Below are 25855 nucleotides of genomic sequence, written 5' to 3'. Positions count from 1 at the left end.
TCATGCCGTCGCCCGATGGTCTTGTGACAGAGTCGCCGTTCTATATTCCGATGACCGGGCCGTCGGCCCGCCCGCGTCGCACATTGAAGCACGACGACACCTTCGTGGTGCTCGACAGTCACGGCGACATCGGAGCGTCCGCTGGCGGACCCGACGGTCTGTTCAATACCGACACGCGCTATCTTGCCAGACTTGAGATGGTTCTCAACGACATGCAGCCGCTGCTGCTCGGCTCCAATCTGCGCAATGACAATTCCGGCCTGACGGTCGATCTCACCAATCCGGATATCTATGACGGCGACCGGATCGTATTCCGCAAGGACACGATCCATATCGTGCGCACGGTTTTTCTCTGGCGCGGCACCGCTTACCAGCGGATCGGCATCCAGAACCACGGCGAGCAGACCGCGAGCTTTGATCTCTCCCTGCTGTTCGACAACGATTTCGCGGATCTGTTCGAGGTGCGCGGCGAGCGGCGGGCCCGCCGCGGCGTCGGCGCCAGCGAGCTATCCGATCCGTCAACCGTCGTCCTGTCCTATATCGGTCTTGACGACATCGTTCGAACCTCCCGTCTGCATTTCGAGCCGCGCCCGACGCGGCTGTCCGTCAACAGCGCGATCTATCATCTCGATCTGCCGCCGCAGCGGACCACCGCAATATTTCTCACCGTGTCCTGCAACAAGCCGGCCACGGAGGTGCCCGCGCCGTTCTATCGGGGGTTGCTCGCGCATCGCCGCGAAATGCGGCGTGCCTGGTCCGGCGCGACGAATATCGAGACTTCGAACAACATCTTCAACGAGGTCGTGTGCCAGTCGATGGCCGATCTGAATATCCTGATGACGCAGACGCCGCACGGCCGCTATCCCTACGCCGGAATTCCCTGGTACTCGACGACCTTCGGGCGGGACGGACTGATAACGGCGTTACAGATGTTGTGGATCGATCCCGGCATCGCACGCGGCGTTCTCAACAGGCTCGCGGCGTTCCAGGCCCAGGTGGCCGATCCCCTCGCCGATGCGGAGCCGGGGAAGATCCTTCACGAGATGCGCGGCGGAGAAATGGCCGCGCTGCGCGAGGTGCCGTTCGAGCGGTACTACGGCAGCGTCGATTCGACGCCGCTGTTCGTGCTGCTGGCGGGACTCTACGTCGAACGCACGGGCGACGAGTCGATCCTCGAAGGACTATGGCCGGCGATCGAGGCCGCGTTGAGCTGGATCGATGGGCCCGGCGATCCCGACGGCGACGGCTTCGTCGAATATCGGCGCGCGTCTGAACAAGGCCTCGCCAACCAGGGCTGGAAGGATTCGTTCGACGCGATCTTCCATGCCGACGGCACGCTTGCGGAAGGCAATATCGCGCTGGCCGAGGTTCAGGGTTATGTCTTTGCCGCCAAGCGGTCGGCGGCGCGGTGCGCGAGCGCGCTCGGTCTGACCGATCGCGCCCGTGAACTGGAGAGCGCCGCAGAACGCCTGGCGTCCCGGTTCGAGGAGGCGTTCTGGCTGCCGGATCTGCGCACCTATGCGCTGGCGCTCGACGGAAAGAAGCGGCCCTGCAAGATACGGACGTCGAACGCCGGACAGTTGCTGTTTACCGGATTGATCCGGGAAGAGCGGGCGCGGATGGTCGCTGCCGACCTGATGCGGTCGCAGCTCTTCACCGGATGGGGAATTCGCACGGTCGCCAGCGGGGAAGCGCGTTACAATCCGATGTCCTATCACAACGGTTCGATCTGGCCGCACGACAACGCGCTGATCGCGCTCGGGCTTGCGCGATACGGCCTCAAGCATTCGGTCGAACAGGTCTTCAAGGGATTGTTCGACGCGGCCACCTATATGGATCTGCGTCGGTTGCCGGAACTGTTCTGCGGCTTCCGGCGTGAACCGCGGCGCGGGCCCACCCTCTATCCGGTCGCCTGCTTGCCGCAGGCATGGGCAAGCGCCACCCCCTTCACGCTGCTGGAAGCGGCGCTGGGTCTGGAGTTCGACGCCGCAAGGAACGAGATCAGGCTGCGCAACCCGCGGCTTCCGGCATTCCTGAACGAGGTGATCCTGCGCGGGCTGCATCTCGGCGAATCCAGCGTCGATCTGCGCCTGCGCCGTCATGACGAAGATGTGTCGCTCGAGGTATTGCGGACGCGAGGTCACATTCAGGTGTCGATCGTTCTGACGCGTTAGAGCGGGATGAGGAAAGTGTTTAGCGGTTTTCCGCCCGCATCCCGGTCAATGTTGGAATCGATCACGTTCATAGCCTCTGATGTGAATTTCTGAACCGCACCAGGCGGCGTTCGCGTTCCACGGTTCAATTGGGCAGCGAGGATTCATGTCTCGAAAAGGCTCGACCAATGCCGTTCTTCTCGTAGCCGCCGTGGTTTTCGCCGCTACCCACGTAATGGCCGATGACGCGGGTCAACCGCAGGCTGATCCCGCCCCCGTCAACCCGCCGGCGGCTGCAAAACCCTCGACCGAGCCGACAACCCCGCCGCCATCGATCACCGTGATCGGTCCCGCCGATGCGCATAGCGTGCTGGGACGCGAGGTGCGCAGCACGAGCGGTCAGAACATGGGACGAATCGTCGATGTGATCGTGGACCGGGCTGGCGCGGTTCGCGCCGCCGTGATCGATTTCGGCGGTTTCCTTGGTGTCGGCAGCCGGAAGATCGTTGTCGACTGGAATGCGCTCCGCTTTGGCAAGGTAAAGGGCGCGAGCGACAGCATCAGCCTCGAACTGACGCAGGACCAGGTGAAGGCGGCGCCGGAATACAAGGAAGGCGCGCCGGTCGTGGTGCTGGGCGCATCGGGAACTCTACAGCCTCTCAACCTGGGTCCTTGATCAGGGAGACATCCAATCTGTTTGCGCGACAGGCCCGACGATCGTCCGATCCGGATAGCGCGCGCCAGCGGCGGGCGGGCGTAGAGGATGTGAACCCGGTGGCCGGCCCGCAGGACCGTCATCCCTCGGCCCAGAGCCAGCGTGGCCTCGACTGGTTCATTTTCTTCCTTGCCGATGTGCAGACCGGATTCGGTCCCTTCGTCGCGGTCTATCTCACCACGCAGAAGTGGACGCAGTCCGAGATCGGACTGATCCTCTCGATCGGCGGGATCGTCGGCCTGATAGGGCAGATGCCGGGCGGCGCCATTATCGATGCCGCGCGGTCGGAACGCCTGGTTGCGGGACTCGCCGTTGCCACCATCGGCGTCAGCGCTCTCGCCTATGCGGCCTGGCCGATCTTTCCGGTTGTCGCACTGGCGGCGATCCTGCATGCCGCGGCGAGTTGCGTGCTCGGTCCCGTGATCGCCGCCATCAGCCTCGGTCTTGTCGGGCCGCGAGCGATCGGCGAGAGGCTCGGGCGTAACGCACGCTTCGCATCGCTTGGCAACGGCGTAGCGGCTGGAGTGATGGGTGTCGTCGGCTATCTGCTGTCGAGCCGCGCAGTGTTCGTGGTGAGTTTCGCGTTTGCGGTCGCCACGCTGCTTGCGCTGGCGCGGATTCGCGATCGGGAAATCGATCCGGAACAGGCCCACGGAGCGGTGGCGCGCACTGAACCGGATCCCGATGCGACCAGCGTCCTCCATCTTCTGCATCGGCGGCCGCTGGTGGTTTTTGCCTGTACGGTTTTCCTGCTCCAGTTCGCCAATGCGGCCATGCTGCCGTTGATGGCAGGCATCGTGACCGAACGTTCGAGCGAGGGCGCGCCGGCATTGATCGCGCTCTGCATCATCGTTCCGCAGGCGATCGTCGCCTTGATCTCGCCTTCCGTCGGCCGCAAGGCGCAAGCTTGGGGGCGTCGCCCGCTGCTCATGATCGCCTTCGCCGCGCTGGCCGTTCGGGGGGCGTTGTTTGCGACCGTCCACGATCCGTCGCTGCTAGTCGCCGTTCAGGTGCTGGATGGCATCACGGCTGCGGTCTTCGGCGTCATGATCCCGCTCATTGTCGCAGACGTCGCCTTCGGTTCCGGTCACTTCAACCTCGCGCAGGGCGTCATCGGCACCGCCACCGGAATAGGCGCGTCGCTCAGCACTGTGGTTGCAGGCACCATGAGCGATCACTTCGGGCACGGCTTCGCGTTCATGGGATTGGCCGCCGCCGCACTATCCGGCCTGCTGGTGGTCTTGACCTTTATGCCTGAAACCCGCCTTGCGGAGGAGCCATAGCGAGGATCGCCAGCCGCCGCCTAATGGCTCCAGGGCTCCGAGCTGCGTTTCTCCAATTCCCTGATCTGCACTTCGTATTCTTCGGCGAGCTTGAGCAGGCGCTTTTCGGTGAACGGATCGGTACCCTTTGCGAGACGGCGGCAGCGTTCTGCCTGTTGCCTGAGGAAATCGATATCCATGATGCCATCGGATATTTTGAAGGTATGAATGTTGGTCCGCTGTCAATGTTCGTCAGCAAAAGCTCCGTCGAGGATTTGAAGCGAAAGGGAAGCTCCGTTCACCGGATCGATGCGAATGCTGGGTAACCCGCGCCGCGGTCTTGCGTTCCGGGTTATGCACAGGAGTTGCGGTGACTTGAGGAAGGCCGGCGCGTCCAAACGCGGCGGATGTCGTGTAATATCGGAGAGACTCAAGGGGCTGCACCGCCGCGCGCGCGGCGACGACGGGGCCTTGCACGGTCGTCGTCCTGCCGGCTCGCCGCGGGTTTGCGGGCAAGGATCGGTTCGCAAGGGTTGGTTCAGCGAGGATCCATGGAAACGTTGCTGCTTCCCTTTTCGCCGCGCTTCATCGTCCTGACGATCTGCGCGATAGTCACGGCACTGCTGGTCGGTCTCGGGGTCGAGGACCACGACACCCTCAAGGTGGTGGTCGTTCCGATCCTGATCTTCGGGGCGTTGACCGCACTCGGTATCCGGGACCTCCTGCAAAAGAGCCACGCCATCCTGCGCAACTATCCGATCTCGGCGCATATCCGTTTCCTCCTCGAGGAGATCCGCCCGGAGATGCGGCAGTATTTCTTCGAGAGCGAAAAGGACGGCATGCCGTTCAGCCGGGACACGCGCTCCGTGATCTACCAGCGCGCGAAGATGATGCTCGACAAGCGTCCGTTCGGCACCCAGGAAAAGGTCTATGGCGAAGGCTACGAATGGATGCACCATTCGATGGCGCCGACGCCTCATGCCGAGGAGAAATTCCGCATTACCATCGGCGGGCCGGATTGCACCAAACCCTATTCGGCCTCGGTCTTCAACATATCCGCGATGAGTTTCGGCGCGCTCAGCCCCAACGCCGTGCGTGCGCTCAACGCCGGCGCCAAAAAGGGTGACTTCGCCCATGACACGGGCGAGGGCGGCGTCAGTCGTTACCATCGCGAAGCTGGCGGTGACCTGATCTGGGAGATCGGGTCCGGCTATTTCGGCTGCCGGACCCGCGACGGCGGCTTCAATGCCCGCGAATTCGCCCGCGTTGCGGCCGACGATCAGATCAAGATGGTCGAGCTCAAGATCAGCCAGGGAGCCAAGCCCGGCCACGGCGGAGTCTTGCCGGCCGCCAAGGTTTCCGAGGAGATTTCCAGCATTCGCGGCGTCGGCATGGGTGAGGACTGCATTTCGCCGTCCCGCCACAAGGCGTTCTCGACGCCGGTCGGCATGATGAAATTCATTGCCGAGATGCGGCGGTTATCGGGCGGCAAGCCGGCCGGGTTCAAGCTTTGCATCGGGCACAAATGGGAGTTTCTCGCCATCTGCAAGGCGATGCTGCAGACCGGCATCTATCCCGATTTCATCGTCGTCGACGGCAAGGAAGGCGGCACCGGTGCCGCGCCGCTGGAATTCATGGATCACCTCGGCATGCCGATGCGCGAGGGCGTCAACTTCGTTCACAACGCGCTGATCGGCATCAATGCACGCGACCGAATCAAGATCGGAGCATCCGGCAAGATCGCGACCGGTTTCGACGTCGCCCGCGCCATGGCGCTCGGCGCCGACTGGTGCAATTCGGCGCGCGGCTTCATGTTCGCGCTCGGCTGCATTCAGTCGCTGAACTGTCACACCGATCGCTGCCCGACCGGAATCGCCACGCAGGATCCATCGCGCAGCCGCGCATTGGTGGTGCCGCACAAGCTCGAGCGGGTCTACAACTATCATCGCGCCACGCTGCTCGCGCTCACCGAACTGATCGCAGCGGCGGGACTGGAGCATCCGAGGGAGTTGCGCCCGGTCCACTTCTCGCAGCGCGTATCGAACACCGAGGTGGCGTCGTTCGACACGCTTTATCCGACGTTGCGGCGAGGGGAACTGCTCGACGGCACCACCGATCCGCGTTTCCGCGATGCCTGGGCACGAGCGCAGGCGGATTCCTTCGCGCCGGCGGGATAAGGTCGGTTCAGCAGCATCAAAACTCCCCGTGCAGTCGTCCGGAAAACACATGCACGGGGCCGCGGTCGGCGTTGTAGGCGGGGTTCGTAATGAACTGATAGTCGGCGGTCAGTGTGAACCGTTTGTCCAGCGCATAGGCATAATATGCTTCCAGCACGCGTTCGCGGCGGTAATTGAGCTGGCCGTCGCCGATGAGCACGCCGAGGCCGCCGGCGGCGATGAAGTCGCGATGATCCCGCGACAGGGCGTTGATCGCGCCGCCGAGACCGATTACGTCGTCTGGCCGCCCCCAGCGCGTGCCCTTGATCGAGGTGCCGAGCGACAGGCTGGCATCGATGTCGGTGAACGCCATGATTTCGGTCTTGCCGTCGTTCCAGCTCCAGCGGCCGAACAGCCCCACGTCGTCGGAGACGGCCTGCTCGAGATTGACCGCATAGCCATACTTGATGCGGCCGGCGCGGGTCTGCGCGATGTCGAGGTTGAAAGCGGGATTGTTCAGCGTGTCGCGATAGCTGCCCATGTAGGCGCTGTTGAGCCAGCCGAGGGTTCGGATCTTGCCGGGCTGGCCCAGCAGCGAATAGCGTGTTTCCAGTTCCAGCACATACTCGCCGCGCTGGAGCAGGCGGGTGTCGAAGCTGTTCGTGTTCGATTCCGCATCCATCAGGAAATAGCCGCCGCGCAGCGCCCATTGTTTCTGGTTGAGCTCGGCGGTGACGCCGTAGCTCAGTCCGAGCTTGTCGGCGGAGTAGTCAAAAGCGCCCGGCGCCCATAGCGACCAGTTCATGAAGTCCTTGCGCGTGTCCTTGGCATAGGCGTTGCCGTCGAAGACGTCGGTCACCGCGAATTTGCCGATCTGCAACGTCAGCCGCGAGATATCGGCCTTGCCGGCGAGCTGCGTCGGCCCGCTCGGCAGTTCTTCCTGCTCGCCGCCGAAACCGAAGGTCTGGCGAACGAACAGTCGCGAGGTGTTGTAGTGCGGATAGGGAAAGTCGGATTTCTGCGCCTCGCCGCTCGGGAAGCCAGCGACGCCGACGGTATCGCTAAGGCCGAAACCTTGCAGCAGTTCGGGGTTGTAATAGACCTCGCCGCCGTCCCAGAGCCGCGCGTTCAAAAACAGGCTGTTGCTCCAACTCGCCTGATATTGCGCTGTCGGACCGAGGCTGTTGGCGCCGCTGTAGGGCGCGCGGAACGACGGATACCCTTGCCCGAGATAGGTGGTCTGGCCGTGAAGCTCCCAGCGGTCGGATTCGGGATCGGCGAGAGTCTCGATATGGCGATCCGCGATTGCGGTCGAGCCGCCGATCTGACGGTTGAGCCCGATGCGGATCGACTGAAAATCCATCGTCGAGGCGTATTGCGCAGTCGAGGGGAACTGAACCTCCGCCTTGTCGAACCGGTAATAGAGATATTCAAGCCGGGCGCTCCAGTGCCGCGCAAAGGCGTATTCAAGGCCCGCGCCGGCAGCCCACCCGAGACGCATGTCAAGCGTCTTCTCCTGATCGCCCGACGGCAGAGTGTTGAGATAGCGTTCGCCGGTAAAGGCGAGCCCGCCGTTGGCATAAGCGAGCCAAGGGCCGGTTGCATAGCCGATCCGACCACGCGCCGATCCGATGACGTCCCATTGGTGGGCGACATCGGAGCGCGCGGTGGCGAGTTTCGAGACGACCGAATTGGACTCGATGTAGCTTGGGAACGAGGCGTCGGCTTCGACGCCGAGCAACAGGCCTGACGGAAGCTGGAGGTTGTAACCGGCCTGGACGCCGCCGATGATGCCGCCGAAATCATGATGGCTCGCGATGGATGCCGGATCCATGAGCGTCGCGGCCGATCGGCCGCCGCCGAACCCGGCATGGATGCCAAAATAAAGACCGGTCCGATCCACCACCGGACGGACCATCGCTTTGACCGGCAGGGCGGACGCGCCCACGTCACTGGCGACGGCCGGCCCATCAGGCAGCGCCAGCATGCCCAGCGCTCCGGCGGCGAGCACGACGGACCTCCTCCGCAGCAGCCGAAATGGCGGGAGCGCCTTCATCCGGCTGTCCGCGGAAGCTGGCCTGGACTTCGCTCAACCATTCTTGCCCTGCTCGTCAAAAGGTCGTCAGCCCGGATGAAGCTGACCGGATCCGGTCGAGGACTGCGTGATACCGTTATTTTGGCTCAATCAGGTCCATTACCCGGACAAATGTCATCGCCGTTCCCAGATTATAATTGCAACTAATTCGCAATTGCAACTGTAATCGGGGAATGAGAGGGTAAAATCGTGACTGCCATTGTTTGGCGACAACGGTGCGACGAAGGTCGGCCGGATGCTGGGCGGGGATACTGCGGTGTTAGCCGACGGGCGCGATCAAGGCGGCGGATGCACGGAAAGCGACCCGCCCGAGGAACGGGCAGGCCGTTTTCAGCAGATGGGGTAGCGGGGCGCGGCGCGTTCACTCGCGAGGAGATGAGGTGGGTCCCTCAATCGCAGACACGGACGCGGCCGACATAGTTGCCGAACGAGTCGTACTGGCGAACCCAGCCGCAGCGGCGATAGTCGTCGACGTAGTAACCGTCAGCCGCGATGGCGCTGCCGACCGCGGCTGCGCCGATCACTCCGGCCGCGATACCGAGGCCGAGACCCAGGCCCTTGGCATCAGCGTGTTGTGTTGAACTCGCGATCATGCCGGTGGCGGTGAGAGCAACGAGCGCGGCGGCAGCGATCCTGGTTTTGAGCGACATTTTGAAAACTCCATCATGTTGGCGCGGCCTGTCTGGCCGGTACGCTCAGTTGGTGGAGGCGTCGTCGATTCCGGTTCGAAACAGTTTTGGTTTCAGTTCGGTTCTTCGCGGTCGCGAGAGCTCGAAGGGTTAACGGTTCAGCCGTCCGAGCGGCTTTTCAGAGTAGCCGGATCGAACCTCGCCATGTCGGCCAGCAACTCGCAGAACGCGCGTGCGCCGTGATCCAGCAGCCTTTCGCCCTTTTCCGCCGACGCCTGCGTCGCATCGCCCACGGCGCCGCTTGCGTGAAGGTCCTGCGTCTGCCAGGCGAATGGCGCCGGCCGCTGGGTACCGAGCCAGCGATAGCTCTTCTCGATTGCGATGCTCGCGGGTCGGAAGTTGGCGACGTGCTCGCGCCGCACCTCGTCGGGATAGCGCGCCAGCATGATCGAGGTTTCAACCGCGCCGCCGTGGATGCCGTGACGCAATTCCTCCGCATCGAACAGTCCGTCCGGCACGCCGAAGCGCGACCACGCGGTGGTGACCGCAAGCATATGACGCCGCGCGCGCAAGTCTTGCGCCACCATCGTCATCGCCGCATTGTTGCCCCCGTGACTGGACACCATCACGATCTTTCGGATTCCGGTCAGCGCCACCTCTTCGCCGAGCGCGGTCCAGGCCTGCAGCGCCGCTTCGTTGGTCAACGTCTGCGTGCCCGGAAAATCGGTGTGCTCGGTGGAAATGCCGACCGGCTGCACCGGCAGAAAGATCGCGGGCATGTCCTGCGGCAGCAGTTCGCGAACGCGCGCAAGATAGGCTTCCGCGATCAGCACGTCGGTCGAAAACGGCAGATGCGGACCATGCTGCTCGGTCGCCGCCAGAGGCAGCACCGCAATCCAGTTCGCGGCCGCGCCGGGCGGCACGTCGGGCCAGTGGATGGCGGGCCAGTCGAAAGGGGGGATTCTGGTCATCTCACGCAGCGTTTCATCGAGCCGAAATGCGGGTTATAGCGTTTTCGAGCGGAGCATGTCCTCCGGTCGCCGGGATTTGCGCCGATCCGGGCCGCCTCCCAATCATGAGCCAAAACGATCGAGAGAGTCCAATGATGCGCCTTGCCCTTTCGCTGCGAACGTTAACGGCCGGACTGGTGCTGGCGCTCGGCCTCGCCGGAGGCGCGGCAGCCGGCCCGGCGCTGGACAAGGTTTCCTTTGGCACGAACTGGGTGGCCGAGGGCGAGCACGGCGGCTTCTTTCAGGCGCTGGCCGACGGCACCTACAAGAAATACGGCCTCGACGTCACCATCGTTCCCGGCGGCCCCAATGTGAACAATCGGGTTCTGCTGATTTCCGGCAAGCTGGATTTCTTCATGACCGCGAACACGCTGCAATCGTTCGATGCGGTGGCGAACAACGTGCCGGTCGTCGCGGTCGCTGCGATGTTCCAGAAGGACCCGCAGGTTTTTCTTGCGCATCCTGAATCGAAGGTGACGAAAATCGAGGACCTGAAGCCGCTCACTCTGTTCGTCTCCAAGGAAGGCATCGCCAGCTACTTCCAGTGGCTCAAATCGGAGTACGGTTTCAGCGGAGAGAAGGTCAAACCCTATACCTTCAACGCGCAGCCCTTTCTCGCCGACAGGAACAGCGCGATGCAAGGCTATGTCACCTCCGAACCGTTCGCGGTGGAGAAGCGGGCCGGTTTCAAGCCGACCGTGATCCTGCTTGCGGATGCCGGGTTCAACCCGTATTCGACCCTGATCGAAACCCGCCGCGATCTGGTCGAGCACAAGCAGGACCTTGTGCAGCGTTTCGTCGACGCCTCGATCATCGGCTGGTATACTTACCTGTACGGCGACAACACGGCCGGCAATGCCATGATCAAGAAGCTCAATCCCGAAATGACCGACGGTCTGCTGGCCTATTCGGTGGCGAAGATGCGGGAATACGGCATCGTCGATTCCGGCGACTCCTTGCGCGACGGCATCGGCGCCATGAGCGATGCGCGCTATGCGAGCTTCTTCGACAAGATGGTGCTGGCCGGCGTGGTTCGCCGCGATATCGACTTTCGCAAGGCCTACACGCTGCAGTTCGTCAACAAGGGAGTCGGCCTCGACTTGCGGCCGGAGAACTTGAATCCCAAGAATCTGCAGTCCGGGAAATAAAATCCGGTGTCGATGATCGAGCCCGCAACAGCGCCATCCGAATCCGGCACGAGTCCGCGCGTGGGTGATGCCGTGAGCATGAAGGGCGTCACGAAACGCTACGACGGCGGCGTCGTGGCGCTGGGACCGCTCGATTTCGATGTGAGCAAGGGCGATTTCGTCTCGCTGCTCGGACCATCCGGCTGCGGAAAATCGACCGCGCTGCGGATCATCGCCGGCTTGAGCGCGCCGACGTCCGGTACGGTTCGCATTGCCGGCGGCGGGCGCTCCATCGGTTTCGTGTTCCAGGAGCCGACCCTGATGCCATGGGCGAGCGTGCGCGACAACGTGGCATTGCCGTTAAAACTCGCGCACCGGCCGCGCGCCGACATCAAGGGGCACGTCGAGCCCGCGCTGGCGCGGGTGGGATTGGCCGAATTCGCAGCCGCCTATCCGCGCGAACTGTCCGGCGGCATGAAGATGCGGGTGTCGCTGGCGCGCGCGCTCGTCACGGATCCGGATATTCTTTTGATGGACGAACCGTTTGCCGCGCTCGACGAGATCACCCGCTTCCGCCTCAACAACGACCTGCTGGCGCTGTGGCGCGACCTGCGTAAGACCGTCATCTTCGTTACCCATTCGGTGTTCGAGTCGGTCTATCTCTCGCGCCGCGTCGTGGTGATGACGCCGCGCCCCGGCCGCATCAGTGCCGAACACTGCATCGACACGGTCGAGCCGCGGGACGAGGATTTCAGGACCTCGGCGGAATACGCCGCCTATTGCCGCGAGGTGTCGGCCGCGCTGTCGCGGGCGGCGGGCCGTCCATGACCGTCTCTGCTTCGTCTTCGCCAGCCGGCAGCGAGGCATCGGAGCGCGATCGGCGAGCGCCCGTCGCGCGCGTGCTGTTGCCGGTCGCGGTGCTGGGAGCCGGCGTGCTGGCGTGGCATTTCGTCGTGCGGATTTACGCCATTCCGCCTTATGTGCTGCCGGGCCCCATGCTGGTGGCGGCGACGCTGGTGCAGGACTGGCCGATCCTGTGGCAATCGCTGCTGACCACCTTGCTAACCACTGCTGAGGGTTTTGCCGCAGCAGCGGTGGGTGGCATCGTGCTGGCGCTGCTGTTCAACCAGTCGAAATGGCTGGAGCATGCGCTCCTGCCCTATGCGATTATCCTGCAGGTCACGCCGGTGATCGCGATCGCGCCGCTGCTTCTGATCTACCTGCCGCAGCAGACCGCGGTGGTGGTCTGCGCCTGGATCGTCGCGTTCTTTCCGGTGCTGTCGAATACCACGCTGGGTCTCAATTCGGTGGACCGTAATCTGGAAGGAATGTTTCGCCTCTACGGTGCATCGCGGCTGCAGGCGCTGCGCTATCTGAAGCTGCCGGCGGCGCTGCCCTACATTCTCGGCGGATTGCGCATCGCCGGCGGCCTGTCGCTGATCGGGGCGGTGGTTGCGGAGATCGCGGCGGGTTCGGCCGGCGCCGGTTCGGGCCTCGCCTACAGGATCGCGGAATCCGGCTACCGGCTCAACATTCCGCGCATGTTCGCGGCGTTGTTGTTGCTCTCGGTGGCGGGCATCGTCATTTATATGGGCCTTGCGGCGGTGTCGCATCTGATGTTGCGGCGCTGGCACGAAAGCGCGCTTCGGAAGGAGAACTGATGGGCGCCAACGGCTCGCCGGAAAGGATCGAACTCCTGGTCTACGGACCGCGCAAGCCGACGATCGACAACGGCTTTGACGACGGGTTCGTGCTGCATCATTGCGAGCAACACGCCGATCTGGAACGGCTGGCGCCCGCCGTCGCCGGGAAAATCCGGGGCATGGCCGTCACCGGTCTGGTACCATGCGGCAGCGCGGTACAGGCGCTCTTTCCCAAGCTCGAGATCATATCGACCTTCGGCGTCGGCTATGATCACGTCGATACCGGCCACGCGCGCCAACACAAGGTCGTCGTCACCAATACGCCCGACGTCCTGACCGAGGAGGTCGCGGACGTCGCGCTCGGTCTTCTGATCGCGACGCTGCGCGATTTCGTCAGGGCGGATCGTCATGTGCGCTCGGGATTGTGGGCTACGCAGAATTTTCCCTTGAGCGCCGGCTCGCTGCGCGACCGCAAGGTCGGCATGGTCGGCATGGGCCGGATCGGCCAGGCGATCGCCCGCCGGCTCGATGCGTCGCGGGTGCCGGTTGTCTACCATTCGCGCCGTCCGGCCGCGGGCGTCTCCTATCGGCACTATCCGGACCTGATCGAGATGGCGAAGGAGGCGGATACGCTGGTCATCATCACGCCCGGCGGTCCATCGACGGACAAGCTGGTCAATGCCGATGTGCTGGCGGCGCTCGGGCCGCGCGGCGTCGTCGTGAATTTGGCGCGCGGCTCGGTAGTCGATGAACCGGCGCTGATCCATGCGCTGAAATCCGGCGTTATCCTGGCGGCTGGCCTCGACGTGTTCGCCAATGAACCGCACGTCCCGGAGGAATTGCGCGCGTTGCAGAACGTGGTGCTGTTGCCGCACATCGGTTCGGCGTCGGTGGTGACGCGCGATGCGATGGACCAGCTTGTTGTCGACAACATCACGGCCTGGTTCGCCGGCAAGCCGCCGCTGACGCCGGTGCCGGAAACGCCGGTGGAGGGACGCTAGATGGCGAGCACAGACGGCAGCAAGCCGGCGTGGCGGAAGCGGGGACTCATTCTCGCCGGCGTCGCGGCATTGATGACCTGCGGATCGGCCGCATTGGGGCAGGACGCGTCCGCATTGAAAAAAGACATGATCGGGCAGTGGGAACTGTCGACGACCGAACGCAGCAAAACCTGTGTCGTGACGCTCAAGGGCGATCCATCGCCGCACGGTCTCAAGCTCGACCTCGAACCGGGCTGCGCGGCCTCGTTGCCGTTCACGAAGGATATCGCGGCCTGGACCGTCGCCGGCCTCGATATCGTGCGCTTGCAGAGCGCCACCGGAGAACCGGTGATCGATTTCACCGAAGTCGAAAGCGGCATTTTCGAAGGCCGACGGGAGAACGAGGGCATCTACATCCTGCAAAATCTCGCCGAGGCCCGTTCGCTCGCCAAATCGATGGATCAGATGATCGGCGACTGGGCTTTCGTTCGCGGCAATGGCCAGACGGTCTGCGGCATCACGCTGACCAACACCGAGGTGCCGCCGGACAATTTCCAGGCTTTTCTCAAGCCCAAATGCGATCCGGCGATCGCCGGCTTCAAGCCCGAGGTCTGGCGGCTCGAGCACGGTGAAATCCTGTTGATGTCGGCGAGCGGCGACACCTGGCATTTTCAGGCAGACGACAACGCGCAGTGGCGACTCGTTCCCGATACCGCAAATCCCCTCATTCTGGTGAGACAGTAGATATCGCCATCCGCGTTGCGGACTATTGCCGGCCCGCCTGACGCGACCGCGCGGCGCAGTGTGACGTTCGCCACAGCGCCGCGCTCGCGCGCCGGTCATGCTGGGGAGCGACCTCAATGTCTCCCGTCAGCCGACATGCGTTGAGGATTCGCTTTACGACGAACCAAGGAGGTCACATGGCCAGCATGAGCTTGAACGGCGGCATTGCGCCGCTGTCCAATGCCGAACTCGATCAGGTGAGCGGGGGGTTGTTTCCCTTCATCGCCCTCGGCGTCGCCTTGGGAATAGCCTATTGCATCGCAGACGGAACGCTCGATCCGCCGCCTGCGCCCAAGGGCGATTTTCCGACCGGCCCGAAAAACGCTGCCTGATTGACGGAATGCGTAAGAGAAACGCCGCGCCGCCGGGTGCGGCGTTTCTTGTCAACGACGAGCTGAGCGCCTGCTGCCATGGAACGCAAACGCTAGATCGGATTGCTAGATCAGCCGCAGGCCCTTGAGGCTCGCATGGCCGTTCTTGCCGACGATGATGTGGTCGTGCACCGATATCCCGAGCGGACTCGCGATGCCGATGATTGTCTTGGTCATCTGGATGTCCGCCTGCGACGGCGTGGGATCGCCTGAGGGATGGTTGTGGACCATGATGATCGCGGTCGCCGATAGCTCCAGCGCGCGTTTGACGACCTCGCGCGGGTAGACCGGAGTGTGATCGACGGTGCCGACTTGTTGCAATTCGTCCGCGATGAGCTGATTGCGCTTGTCGAGGAACAGAATGCGAAATTGCTCCTTGTCCGCGAACGCCATCGAGGTCCGGCAATAGTCGATCACCGCAGCCCATGACGACAGCATCGTCCGCTGCTTCAATTGTCCTTTGGCTACGCGGCTGGCGCTCGCCGCGATCAGCTTGATCTCGATGATCGCCGCCTCCCCGAGCCCGCTGATTTCGCGGAGGCGGGCATCGGGTGCATGAACCACTTCGGCGAACGACCCGAACCTGCCGATCAGGGACTTGGCCAGCGGCTTGACGTCCCGGCGTGGCAGCGCACGGAACAGCACCATTTCGAGCAGTTCGTAGTCGCTGAGCGCATCCGGTCCCGCGTCGCGGAATCGTTCTCGCAGCCGCTCGCGATGGCCGTGGTAATGCGGCGCTTCGGCAAATCCTGGGGGGCTCTTGGCGTCTGCGGGCATCAGGATGCAGCGAACCGGTTGGTTACCGCAACCTTGCCGCGGTCGACGGTATTTGCAACCCCCCTTCAGGGATGCGAGTCACGAAAGGACAAGTGGTCCAACGCGATCTTTGACCGGATTGGAGGTTCAATTCCCGGACGACGGGTTGTCGAGGCCGTGCGGCGGCAGCGTGAAGATTTCGACTCCGGTCTGGGTCACGCCAACCGAATGCTCGAATTGCGCCGACAGCGAGCGGTCGCGGGTCACGGCGGTCCAGCCGTCGGACAGGATCTTCACGTGCGGCCTGCCCAGATTGATCATCGGCTCGATGGTAAAGAACATGCCGGGCCGGAGCGGCACGCCTTCGCCGGGCCGGCCGACATGGATGATGTTCGGTTCGTCGTGGAACATGCGGCCGAGCCCGTGACCGCAGAAATCGCGCACCACGCTCATGCCCTGCGGCTCGACGAAGGTCTGGATGGCGTGGCCGATGTCGCCGGTCGTCGCGCCGGGTTTGACGGCAGCGATGCCCCGCATCATCGCTTCATAGGTCACCTCGATCAGCCGTTCGGCCTTTCGCGCGATCGGACCGACCGCGTACATCCGGCTCGAATCGCCGTACCAGCCATCGACGATAAGGGTCACGTCGACATTGACGATATCGCCCTCTTTCAGGGCGCGGTCGCCGGGCATCCCGTGACAGACCACGTGATTGATCGACGTGCAGGTCGAGTAGCGATACCCGCGATACATCAGCGTTGCCGGATAGGCGCCATGGCTGAATGCGAATTCGCGCACGAATTCGTCGATTTTCGACGTCGGCACGCCCGGTTTCACCAGACTGGCGAGTTCATCGAGGCAGCGCGCCGTGAGGGCGCCGGCCTTGCGCATTCCGGCAAATCCGCTCGGGCCGTGCAGCTTGATCTGCCCGGTCTTGCGGAGGGGGGTTTCTGTGGCTTCGACGTAGCTCATCACGATCTGGATCTGGGAGGAGAGGCGTGATCTTGCCCCTAATCTAGTGGATGGCGCTCTCAGCGCAAGCTCGACAACGTGTACGCCGCTCCGGACCAAATGGGAAGATTTCGTCGCTATCGGAGGCGGCGAGGATTCCGTGCGCGCGGCCGGCGGGTATGCCGGTCGAAAGCCCGGCTGCCGATGGCGTTACCGGGCTGCGTCGTGTTGACGCCGCCTGGCTCCGCCGCTGTTCCGGCCGGCTTCGATCAGGTCCCGTCACAATGCTACAACAGCAGTGCGTTCGCGCTCTGGAGGGTATGAGTCGGACCGACAGAAATCGGTTGGCGCGCCACGACGGCGACGATAAGGATGAAAATGCAAGTGTTTGCAGCTTCGGATTTTTAATGGCATCTCTGGATTCGGTCAGTCTGGCGATCTTGCTCGGCGCGATTCTGGTTATGGCCGGAATTCTGTCGAGTCTGCTGGCGCTGCGGTTCGGCGCCCCCTTGCTGCTGGTCTTTCTGTTCATCGGCATGTTGGCGGGCGATTCCGGGCCCGGAGGCCTGTCGTTCAGCGACGTCCAGAACACCTATCTTGTCGGGTCAGCCGCGCTGGCGCTGATTCTGTTCGACGGCGGTCTGAAGACGCGATTCCAGAGCATCCGCACGGTTCTGGCGCCCTCCATGGTGCTTGCCACCTTCGGCGTGCTGCTGACCGCGCTCGTCACCGCGCCGGTCGCGAAATATGCGCTCGATCTCAACTGGACCGAGGCGCTGCTGATCGGCGCGGTGGTCGCCTCCACCGACGCGGCCGCGGTGTTCCTGCTGGTGCATGCGCAGGGGCTGCGGCTGCGTCCACGCGTCGGTGCCACGCTGGAAGCGGAGTCCGGCACCAACGATCCCTTTGCGGTGTTCCTCACGCTGATGCTGGTGGAACTGATCTCGGTGGGCGACAGCTCGGTCTGGCATGTGGTGCTCGAGTTTCTGCGCGAGTCCATGCTTGGCGCTGTCGTCGGTCTGATCGGCGGACGGATCGTGGTCGCCGCGCTCAACCGCGTCGAGCTTCCCCAGGGGCTTCATGCGCCGTTCGTCACGACCGCCGCGCTCGTGATCTTCGGGGTGGCGCAGATATCCCATGCGTCCGGGTTTCTCGCCGTTTATCTCGCGGGGATCATTATCGGCAACCGTCCGACCCGCGCGCACAATTCCGTCGTGACGTTTCTCGATGCCGCCACATGGCTGGCGCAGATCGTGATGTTCGTGCTGCTGGGTCTGCTGGTCTCGCCGCAGCGCCTGCTGGACAGCGTCGTGCCGGCGGTGATCGTCGCCCTGGTGCTGATGCTGGTGGCGCGCCCGCTCGCGGTGTTTCTCTGCCTCGCGCCGTTTCGCTTCAACTGGCGGGAAAAGCTGTTCATCGCCTGGACCGGGCTGCGGGGCGCGGTCGCGATCTTCCTCGCCTCGATTCCGATGCTGGTCGGCCTGTCGAAGGCCTATCTGTATTTCGACGTCGCTTTCGTGGTGGTCATCATCTCGCTGTTGCTCCAGGGCTGGACGCTCGCCGCGGCCGCGCGGCGGCTGCATGTGGCGCTGCCACGCGCCGAACGGGGGCCGCGCCGCGTCGAACTCGATCTGCCGGGGCAGCTCGAGCAGCAGTTGGTCGGCTATCCGGTGCGGCCGAAGAGCCTGTTCCTCCGACGCGGACTGATTCCGTCCTGGTCCAAGCCGACGCTCGTGATCCGCAACGAGAAAATCCTGACGCCGGCCGAAGCGGAGCCGATCGCGGCGGGAGACTACCTGTATCTGCTGGCGCCGCCGGAAAAGGCCGAGGCGCTCGATCGTTTCTTTGTCGAGATGCAGCCGATGGCGTCGCCGGACCCGCATCTGCTCGGGGATTTCCTCGTTTCGGGCGAAATCACCGTGGGGGACATCGCACAGATCTATGGCATTTCCGTCGATCCGGCCGCCGCGCAACTGACGCTGGCGGACTATTTCGACGTCAATCTTGACCGGGCTCCGAAGGAGGGAGCGACCTTGCCGCTCGACACCATCGTTCTTGTCGCGCGCAACCTCAGCCAGGGCCGTGTCAACGCTGTGGGCCTCCGGTTGCCCGAGGAAGAAGAGAAGCCGCCGCCGCTGACGCGGACGGAGGCGCTCCGACAGAAGGTGTCGAAAGCCTGGTCGTCGATTGCAAGGATTTGACCCCTAAGGCCTTACCGTTTCCGATGAAATCAGAAGCGGGGCTCTACAATGTCGATCTGACGTGTTTTTTTATGCGAACCGGTCCCCACCCACCCCCGGGTGAGCCCGAGGATATACCTCGCTTGAAAACGCTTTGAATCAGGCGGGTAGGATTTCCGGCCCTCCGAATGCAGCGATGCGTCCGCGCTTCAGCATCACGACTTGCGAGGCGAGCTGGCGCAGTTCATCCGGATCGTGGCTGACATAGACCATCGGCACACCGGCTTCGTCGCGCAGCCGCATCAGGTAGGGCAGGATCTCCGCCTTTCGATCCTCATCGAGCGATCCCAAGGGTTCATCCAGCAACAGGAGTCTGGGGCGTGCGAGCAGCGCGCGGCCGAGCGCCACCCGCTGCCGCTCGCCGCCTGAGAGCTGGCCGGGGCGACGATCCAGCAGATGACCGATATTGAGCATGTCGTTGAGCCGCGTCTCCTGCACGGGATCACGGGTCAGGCGGTTCATCCGGCGTCCGTAATCCAGGTTCCGACGCACATCGAGATGCGGAAACAGCCGCGCATCCTGGAAGACATAGCCGATGCGCCGCTGATGCACCGCGATATGGAGGGATTTCGTCGCGTCGTCGAGGATATCGCCGTCGACGGAGATCACGCCGCGATCGGGTCTCTGCAACCCGGCGATCATGCTGACCAGCGATGTCTTGCCGGCGCCCGATGCCCCGAACAGCCCGGTAACGCGCCCTTCGCTCGTAAACGCGACCTCGACCGAGAAATCACCGAGCTGTTTCGCTACCTCGACATGCAGCATGGTCAGTTTCCGTGCAGGCGCCGGGTCGCGCGCCGCGCGAACACCTCGGAGGCGACCAGTGCCGCCATGGACATCACGATCGACACGATCACCAGCCGTAGCGCCGCCGCGTCGCCGTCGGGCGTCTGGATCAGCGAATAGATCGCCGACGAAATCGTCTGGGTCTCGCCGGGAATATTGGACACAAATGTAATGGTCGCACCGAACTCGCCGATCGCTTTCGCAAAGCCCAGCACCATGCCGGCCAGAATGCCGGGCAATGCCAGCGGTAGCGTCACGGTGGCGAAGACCTGCCACGGCGACGCCCCGAGCGTGCTCGCGGCCTGTTCGAGCCGCCGGTCGACGGCCTCGATCGACAGCCGGATCGGCCGCACCAGCAGGGGAAACGACATCACGCCGCAGGCGAGCGCCGCGCCGGTCCAGCGAAATGCGAAAACGATGCCGAGATGATCGGCGAGCCATCCGCCGACGAGGCCTCGTTTGCCGAAGGTCAGAAGCAGCAGATAGCCGGTTACGACAGGAGGCAGAACGAGTGGCAGATGAACGGTGGCATCGACGATCGATTTTCCCCAGAAGTCGTATCGCGCCAGCGCCCACGCCAGCGCGATGGCGAACGGTGTCGCCACGAGGATTGCGACCACGCCCACTCGGAGTGAGAGCAGGACAGCCGTCCATTCGGGAGGCGAAATCTCAAACATGCGTTCCGCAATATTTTTTATCGCTACGGGGTTGAGACGAAACAGAGGAGACCAACTCGCTCCTGGAGCTCCGCTTCTGACGAAATCAGAAGCGAAGCTCCAGGATTCTGTTTTGGCGCGTTGCCTTCACGCGAGCCGGCGGCCCATGCTCTGGTCAAGCCCAAGGACAATCCCTCGCTCGGAAATGCTATCGCTCAGGGACGATATCCAAGCCGTCCCTGAGCGACAAAGCAATGCGCTTGCCGTGAGGTTGCCGGATTGCTTCGCCGAGCCTGCCATCAGGTCGCAAGGCTGGACCCGTCTCGGCTTGCAATGATCGCAACCGTTCAGGTCGTGGGGCTGACCAGGAACGAGAAGCCATACTTCTCGAAGATCGCCTTGGCTTCCGAGCTGCGAAGGAAGGCGAGGTAATCGTCCGTGCCCTTATGAGCGGTCGAAGTCGCGGCCACCGGATAGATGATCGGCGGATGCGAGGTCGCCGGGAAGGTGCCGACGATCTTCACGCCGGGCTCGATCTTGGCGTCGGTTGAATAAACGATGCCGAGCACCGCCTCGTTCCGTGCGACCAGCGCCAGTGCGGCGCGGACGTTTTCCGCCATCGCCATTTTCGGTTCCGCCGCCGTCCATGCGCCGAGCTTTTCGAGCGCGGCCTTGGCGTATTTGCCGGCAGGTACGGCCTTGACGTCGCCGACTGCGACCTTGCCGTCGCCGGCGAGCTTGGCCAGATCGAAGCCCTGGTCGATGGTGACCTTGTCGATCTTCGAATCCTTCGGTGCTATCAGCACGATGCTGTTGCCGAGCAGGTTGACGCGGGTCGGCTCGTTGATGGCCTTCTTGTCCTTCACGTAATCCATCCAGGCCGTATCGGCGGACACGAAAACATCGGCCGGCGCGCCCTGTTCGATCTGTTTGGCAAGCGCCGAGCTTGCCGCGTAGCTCGCGACGATCTTGGCGCCGGTCTTGGCGGTATATGCCTTGTCGACATCGTCGAGCGCGTTCTTCATCGACGCCGCTGCGAACACGGTCAGCGTCTTGTCCTGCGCCGCGGCGGGCGCCATGGCCGAGGGCTTGGCATCCTTGGCGGAGGCCGGCGCGGCGAGGAAGGCACCGACCAGCAATGCCGAGAACAATGAACGGGCGAATAACTGCATGGGACGCTCCATATCGATCCGGCGCGAACGATCGCGCAGGTTGTGCAAGGGATTGACAAGACGATCGAATGGAAGCGCCGTTCCAGAAGTTTCCGACGGCTTACGGCCAGCCGGAAAGATCGCTGGGCCGACAATAACAGCCGCAGTCCATACGTAAAGGGCTGCGGCTGTTGGTTTTTAGTGGGAGGCCGGTGAAAAGGCGAGGTTGATGGTATTCTTGGCGGCGCCGCTGACCTGTATGGTCACCGGGCCTGCGGAAAGGTCATAACGGACGCTTTTTCTGACGCCGGCGCAGCCGGTGACTCCACCGAACGAGTTCGACTTGAGATAAGCGTCGTTCTGAAGGACATCGATCCAGCCGTATTCCGATATCGTCACGACGTAGAGTCCTGCAGCCGGCACCCTGCCGCGAACGAACCCGGCATAGCTGTCCGGCTTCTGCCGGCGCTCCGGCGGTTTGGGCAGAACCGCCTCGGCGATGGGACTGAGCGTCATCGTGACGGCGACCGGCGCTGCAGGCGTTTCCACGCCGGCCGCCAGCTTCGGCAAGGAGGGCGCGGTAAGGAGCGCGATTTCCTTGTCCATCGGCCATTTGAACTTGTCGCATCCCTCGGGGTCGGCGGCGAATGCCGGCGTTGCGGCGATCAGAAGCAGCGCAATTGACAGCGTCGGTTTCATATCAGTTCACCGCGATCATGGAGCCGGAGTCTTCCATCAAGCTGTCGGCTTGACGGGCATGTCCTTGAGGGCCTCGTGAGAGACCGGTGAGGCGGGAGGTGATCGGGTTGCGTTCGCTGATGCTCATCTTTGAGTCCTTCGCAGATACCATCCTGCGTCACAACGTCGCGCGCAGGTTTTGCTGTTGGGGAAAGGGAGGATCAGTCGCTCTGATCTGCAGACTCGCCAGCGCTTACGGTGCGGCGACGTTCGATACCGTAGCATTTTCGCACAGGCATGTCCCCAGGGCTTGAATCGAAGATGGTTAGCGGTCCGCGTCAAGACAACGCGTCGGTCAAAAACGCGGAGTCCGACTTCTGATTCCATCACAGCGGAAAAACTCGATCGGGTTTTCAGGTCAGACGAAACCCAGCCATGGGCCGATCAGGGAGTTGTTATTGCCTGGCAGCCGGCGCGACCAGCACCTCGGCGCAATCCGGCGGCAACTGGGCCAGCGTGATCGGCGGCTTCGGCTTCGGCGGCACCTTCGGTGGCTTGGGGTGCAGTACGGCGTCGCTGAACCAGTAAGCCAGATCGCCCGCGGTGCATCCTTCCGTCGGCTTAGGCGGGGTCTGTGGTTCGCACTGCGGATTGCCCGGCGGACATTTGATTCGGATGTGGAAGTGATAGTCGTGGCCGTACATGGGTCGGACTTTCGACAGCCAGCTGCGGTCGCCCCTGGCCTCGCGGCAGAGCGCCTTCTTGATCGCGGCATTGACGAAAATGCGCTCGACCGACGGCTCTCTGGCTGCGTCGCGGATGACGCGGAGGTGACTCGGAGTCCAGGCATGGGGATCGATGTCGAGACGGTCACGACGCACCATCATGACCGCTGACATCTCCTCGCGCTCGTTGCGCGACAGCAGCCGGTTCGGCATCGGCGTCAGCCAGACGTCGGCATCTAACCCGATCTGGTGGCTGGCGTGACCGGTGATCATCGGCCCGCCGCGCGGCTGCGCCATGTCCCCGATCAGAAGTCCCGGCCAGCCGGCGTCCCTGTGCACCCTGGCCGACAGCCGCTCGAGCAACGCGACCATGGCGGGGTGGGCCCAGTTGCGGTTGCGCGACAGCCGCATCACCTGCCACGTCGGTCCGGTGACCGGCAGCGCCTGGGCGCCGGCGATGCAGCCCTTCGCATAAAAACCGATGACCTGCGACGGGCCGGCGGTCGGCAGCACTTTGCGGCCGAACAGTTGCTTGGCCGCAAGATCGGGATCGCGCGGATTGGCCAACGGCGGCAGCGGCTTCGGGTTCAGCGTGCCCTTGTCCTGCGCGAAAGCGCCGGGCAGCGGCGCGCCGCCACTCAGGATGGCGATGGCGGACGCCAGAAGCAGGGAGAGAATCGCGCGGACGTTCATCACCGGCAATTCTATAGCGCTTTCTCGAAGCCGCGACCACAAATGGTCGAACGGTCGTTCCGCTGCGCCGCCTGCCGGAGCGGCCGTTGCTTGCATCAAGGTCGGAGAGCGACGAGGGCAGGCGCCGTGGCTCTTCTTCCGTTATCGCTTGCGCGCGGCTTTCTTCGCCGGAGAACGTCTTGCTTTCGACAGGGAGCGCTTCGCGGCATTGCGCTTGCGGGTCGCAGCCGCTTTCTTGGCCGAGCGCGACCGATCGGCTGCCGAACGTGAAGCCGCAGCCTTGCCGCCGCGTGGTCCGCCGATGCGGCCGCCGCGCTTGGAGGAGACCTTCGTGGTCTTGCGGCCGCGGCCGGAGCCGCTCTTCTTGCCGCCGCCGCTTTCGCGGTTCACGGTGGCCCACGCCCGGCGCTCGGCTTCCTTCTTCTTCACGCCGCGCTTTTCATAGCCTTCCTCGATGTGCTCGGCCTTGCGCTTCTGCTTGTTGGTGTAGCTCGATTTGTCGCCGCGCGGCATGACGCCTCTCCGGGTTGCGTTTCGGTGGGATTGAAACGCTCTGCGGTTGCGGGGGTTCCTATAACCGGTGCGTACGCCGATCGGCTGCGGCGAGTCCATGCTGACGCGAAGCGTCAGCTATCGACCTTCAGCGCGGCGATGAAAGCTTCCTGCGGGATGTCAACCTTGCCGAACTGCCGCATCTTCTTCTTGCCTTCCTTCTGCTTCTCCAGAAGTTTGCGCTTGCGACTGACGTCGCCGCCGTAGCATTTCGCGGTGACGTCCTTGCGGAGCGCGCGCACCGTTTCGCGCGCGATCACCTTGCCGCCGATCGCCGCCTGAATCGGAATCTGGAACATGTGCGGCGGGATCAACTCCTTCATCTTCTCGACCATGGCGCGGCCGCGGCCCTCGGCGCGGGTCCGGTGCACCAGCATCGACAGCGCATCGACCGGCTCGCCGTTGACGAGGATCTGCATCTTCACGAGGTCGGCCGGCTTGTAGTCGGTGAGGTGATAGTCGAACGAGGCGTAGCCCTTTGAAACGGACTTGAGCCGGTCGTAGAAGTCGAACACCACTTCGTTGAGCGGCAGATCGTATTTCACCATCGCGCGCGAGCCGACATAGGTGAGTTCCTTCTGCACACCGCGACGATCCTGGCAGAGCTTCAGCACGCTGCCGAGATAGTCGTCGGGGGTCAGGATGGTAGCCTCGATCCACGGCTCCTCGATCTCGGCGATCTTCACCACGTCGGGCATGTCGATCGGGTTGTGAATCTCGATCTCGCTGCCGTCGGTCAGCTTCATCCTGTAGATGACGCTCGGCGCGGTCGCGATCAGGTTGAGATCGAACTCGCGCTGCAGGCGCTCCTGGATGATCTCCAGATGCAACAGGCCGAGGAAGCCGCAGCGGAAGCCGAAGCCGAGCGCCGCCGAGGTTTCCATTTCGAAGGAGAAGCTGGCGTCGTTGAGGCGCAGCTTGCCCATCGCCGCGCGCAGCGTTTCGAAATCGTCGGCGTCCACCGGGAACAGACCGCAGAACACCACGGGGATCGCCGGCTTGAAGCCGGGCAGCATGTCCGTCACCGGCTTGCGGTCGTCGGTGATGGTGTCACCGACGCGGGTGTCGGCCACTTCCTTGATGGCGGCGGTGATGAAGCCGATCTCGCCGGGGCCGAGTTCCTCCACCTGCTGCATCTTCGGGGTGAAGAAACCGACGCGCTCGACATCGTAGGCCGCGTTGGTGCCCATCATCCGGATGCGGCTGCCCTTCTTCATGACGCCGTCGACGATGCGGACGAGAACGACGACGCCGAGATAGACGTCGTACCAGCTATCGACCAGGAGCGCTTTCAGCGTAGCGTCGCGGTCGCCCTGCGGCGGCGGCAAGCGCGTGACGATCGCCTCCAGCACATCGGGGACGCCGAGGCCGGTCTTGGCCGAAATCATCACCGCATCAGATGCGTCGATGCCGATCACGTCCTCGATCTGCTGCTTCACCTTGTCGGGCTCGGCGGCCGGCAGGTCGACCTTGTTGAGGACAGGCACGATCTCGTGGTTGTTGTCGAGCGCCTGATAGACGTTGGCGAGGGTCTGCGCCTCGACGCCCTGGCTCGCGTCCACCACAAGCAGCGAGCCCTCGCAGGCGGCCAGCGAGCGCGAGACCTCGTAGGCGAAGTCGACGTGGCCGGGCGTGTCCATCAGGTTGAAGACGTAATCCTTGCCGTCCTTGGCGCGGTATTTCAGGCGCACGGTCTGCGCCTTGATGGTGATGCCGCGCTCGCGCTCGATGTCCATGGAGTCG

Annotated in this window: 25 protein-coding genes; 11 read left to right on the top strand and 14 right to left on the bottom strand. The window is 63.5% G+C overall.

The genetic code is table 11. From position 1 onward, the window contains the following. The first annotated feature begins 2 nt into the window (after window positions 1-2). The 3 genes from BGN91_RS14410 (at window position 3) to BGN91_RS14400 (ending at window position 4151) form a co-directional block, all read left to right on the top strand. A complete protein-coding gene (locus BGN91_RS14410) occupies window positions 3-2174 on the top strand; it encodes an amylo-alpha-1,6-glucosidase (RefSeq protein WP_292614355.1) in 2172 nt (723 codons plus the stop codon). 214 nt (window positions 2175-2388) lie between these two features. Beyond that, window positions 2389-2829, top strand: coding sequence for a PRC-barrel domain-containing protein (locus BGN91_RS14405; RefSeq protein WP_292614354.1), 441 nt, complete (start codon window positions 2389-2391; stop codon window positions 2827-2829). Window positions 2830-2927: 98 nt separating this feature from the next. After that, window positions 2928-4151 (top strand): MFS transporter, encoded by a 1224-nt coding sequence (locus BGN91_RS14400; RefSeq protein ID WP_292614261.1) that lies wholly within the window; start codon window positions 2928-2930, stop codon window positions 4149-4151. Window positions 4152-4171: 20 nt separating this feature from the next. Here the strand turns inward: BGN91_RS14400 and BGN91_RS14395 are convergent, their stop codons facing one another. Further along, the gene (locus tag BGN91_RS14395; RefSeq protein WP_292614259.1) at window positions 4172-4330 is read right to left on the bottom strand and encodes a hypothetical protein; all 159 of its coding nucleotides are present in this window, start codon (window positions 4328-4330) and stop codon (window positions 4172-4174) included. Window positions 4331-4681: 351 nt separating this feature from the next. Between BGN91_RS14395 and BGN91_RS14390 the strand changes: the two genes are divergently transcribed. Further along, complete coding sequence (locus tag BGN91_RS14390) at window positions 4682-6307, top strand: FMN-binding glutamate synthase family protein (RefSeq protein WP_292614257.1); 1626 nt, start codon at window positions 4682-4684, stop codon at window positions 6305-6307. A 16-nt stretch (window positions 6308-6323) separates the two neighbouring features. On the opposite strand, the gene BGN91_RS14385 is transcribed toward BGN91_RS14390, so the two are convergent. From BGN91_RS14385 to BGN91_RS14375, 3 genes are all read right to left on the bottom strand, one after another. Next, entirely contained in the window at window positions 6324-8273 is a 1950-nt protein-coding gene (locus tag BGN91_RS14385) for a carbohydrate porin (protein WP_292614353.1), read from the bottom strand. Between the two features lie 497 nt (window positions 8274-8770). Next, on the bottom strand, window positions 8771-9031 hold the full coding sequence (locus tag BGN91_RS14380) for a hypothetical protein (RefSeq protein ID WP_292614255.1): 261 nt from the start codon (window positions 9029-9031) through the stop codon (window positions 8771-8773). Window positions 9032-9168: 137 nt separating this feature from the next. Then, window positions 9169-9981: a creatininase family protein gene (locus BGN91_RS14375; RefSeq protein ID WP_292614253.1), complete on the bottom strand. Its 813-nt coding sequence runs from the start codon at window positions 9979-9981 to the stop codon at window positions 9169-9171. A 134-nt stretch (window positions 9982-10115) separates the two neighbouring features. Between BGN91_RS14375 and BGN91_RS14370 the strand changes: the two genes are divergently transcribed. The 6 genes from BGN91_RS14370 (at window position 10116) to BGN91_RS14345 (ending at window position 14885) form a co-directional block, all read left to right on the top strand. Further along, window positions 10116-11168 (top strand): ABC transporter substrate-binding protein, encoded by a 1053-nt coding sequence (locus BGN91_RS14370; protein WP_292614351.1) that lies wholly within the window; start codon window positions 10116-10118, stop codon window positions 11166-11168. A gap of 12 nt (window positions 11169-11180) precedes the next feature. Beyond that, on the top strand, window positions 11181-11975 hold the full coding sequence (locus BGN91_RS14365; RefSeq protein ID WP_292614349.1) for an ABC transporter ATP-binding protein: 795 nt from the start codon (window positions 11181-11183) through the stop codon (window positions 11973-11975). Continuing rightward, window positions 11972-12808: an ABC transporter permease gene (locus BGN91_RS14360; RefSeq protein ID WP_292614251.1), complete on the top strand. Its 837-nt coding sequence runs from the start codon at window positions 11972-11974 to the stop codon at window positions 12806-12808. Before BGN91_RS14365 ends, BGN91_RS14360 begins: the two co-directional genes overlap by 4 nt. Beyond that, complete coding sequence (locus BGN91_RS14355; protein WP_292614249.1) at window positions 12808-13791, top strand: 2-hydroxyacid dehydrogenase; 984 nt, start codon at window positions 12808-12810, stop codon at window positions 13789-13791. The genes BGN91_RS14360 and BGN91_RS14355 overlap by 1 nt, the downstream gene beginning before the upstream one ends. Before the next feature lie 72 nt (window positions 13792-13863). After that, window positions 13864-14514, top strand: a complete 651-nt coding sequence (locus tag BGN91_RS14350) for an AprI/Inh family metalloprotease inhibitor (RefSeq protein ID WP_292614347.1) — start codon at window positions 13864-13866, stop codon at window positions 14512-14514. Window positions 14515-14690: 176 nt separating this feature from the next. After that, window positions 14691-14885, top strand: a complete 195-nt coding sequence (locus BGN91_RS14345) for a hypothetical protein (protein ID WP_292614247.1) — start codon at window positions 14691-14693, stop codon at window positions 14883-14885. A 105-nt stretch (window positions 14886-14990) separates the two neighbouring features. Here BGN91_RS14345 and radC read toward each other — a convergent pair whose 3' ends face one another. Together radC and map are read right to left on the bottom strand one after the other, a co-directional pair. Beyond that, window positions 14991-15701, bottom strand: coding sequence for a DNA repair protein RadC (gene radC, locus BGN91_RS14340; protein WP_292614245.1), 711 nt, complete (start codon window positions 15699-15701; stop codon window positions 14991-14993). A 126-nt stretch (window positions 15702-15827) separates the two neighbouring features. Next, a complete protein-coding gene (gene map, locus BGN91_RS14335; RefSeq protein WP_292614243.1) occupies window positions 15828-16652 on the bottom strand; it encodes a type I methionyl aminopeptidase in 825 nt (274 codons plus the stop codon). A gap of 386 nt (window positions 16653-17038) precedes the next feature. Between map and BGN91_RS14330 the strand changes: the two genes are divergently transcribed. Next, window positions 17039-18832 carry a potassium/proton antiporter gene (locus BGN91_RS14330; protein WP_292614242.1) on the top strand — a complete coding sequence of 598 codons (1794 nt, stop codon included), beginning with the start codon at window positions 17039-17041 and terminating at the stop codon, window positions 18830-18832. A 138-nt stretch (window positions 18833-18970) separates the two neighbouring features. Here the strand turns inward: BGN91_RS14330 and modC are convergent, their stop codons facing one another. The 8 genes from modC to lepA form a co-directional block, all read right to left on the bottom strand. Continuing rightward, window positions 18971-19636: a molybdenum ABC transporter ATP-binding protein gene (gene modC, locus BGN91_RS14325; RefSeq protein ID WP_292614240.1), complete on the bottom strand. Its 666-nt coding sequence runs from the start codon at window positions 19634-19636 to the stop codon at window positions 18971-18973. A 2-nt stretch (window positions 19637-19638) separates the two neighbouring features. After that, window positions 19639-20334 carry a molybdate ABC transporter permease subunit gene (gene modB, locus BGN91_RS14320; protein ID WP_292614238.1) on the bottom strand — a complete coding sequence of 232 codons (696 nt, stop codon included), beginning with the start codon at window positions 20332-20334 and terminating at the stop codon, window positions 19639-19641. A 326-nt stretch (window positions 20335-20660) separates the two neighbouring features. Next, window positions 20661-21485, bottom strand: coding sequence for a molybdate ABC transporter substrate-binding protein (gene modA, locus BGN91_RS14315; protein WP_292614236.1), 825 nt, complete (start codon window positions 21483-21485; stop codon window positions 20661-20663). A 177-nt stretch (window positions 21486-21662) separates the two neighbouring features. Continuing rightward, window positions 21663-22163, bottom strand: a complete 501-nt coding sequence (locus BGN91_RS14310) for a hypothetical protein (RefSeq protein ID WP_292614234.1) — start codon at window positions 22161-22163, stop codon at window positions 21663-21665. 1 nt (window position 22164) lies between these two features. Next, a complete protein-coding gene (locus tag BGN91_RS14305; protein ID WP_292614232.1) occupies window positions 22165-22290 on the bottom strand; it encodes a hypothetical protein in 126 nt (41 codons plus the stop codon). Between the two features lie 307 nt (window positions 22291-22597). Next, a complete protein-coding gene (gene mepA, locus BGN91_RS14300; protein WP_292614230.1) occupies window positions 22598-23560 on the bottom strand; it encodes a penicillin-insensitive murein endopeptidase in 963 nt (320 codons plus the stop codon). Window positions 23561-23701: 141 nt separating this feature from the next. Then, on the bottom strand, window positions 23702-24073 hold the full coding sequence (locus BGN91_RS14295) for a plasmid stabilization protein (protein ID WP_292614228.1): 372 nt from the start codon (window positions 24071-24073) through the stop codon (window positions 23702-23704). Between the two features lie 113 nt (window positions 24074-24186). Further along, window positions 24187-25855: translation elongation factor 4 (gene lepA, locus BGN91_RS14290; RefSeq protein WP_292614226.1), on the bottom strand; the 1669-nt coding region annotated here is incomplete at its 5' end.

Source organism: Nitrobacter sp. 62-13 (assembly GCF_001896955.1).
GTDB lineage: Bacteria > Pseudomonadota > Alphaproteobacteria > Rhizobiales > Xanthobacteraceae > Nitrobacter.
This window is presented reverse-complemented; position numbering and strand designations above follow the sequence as displayed.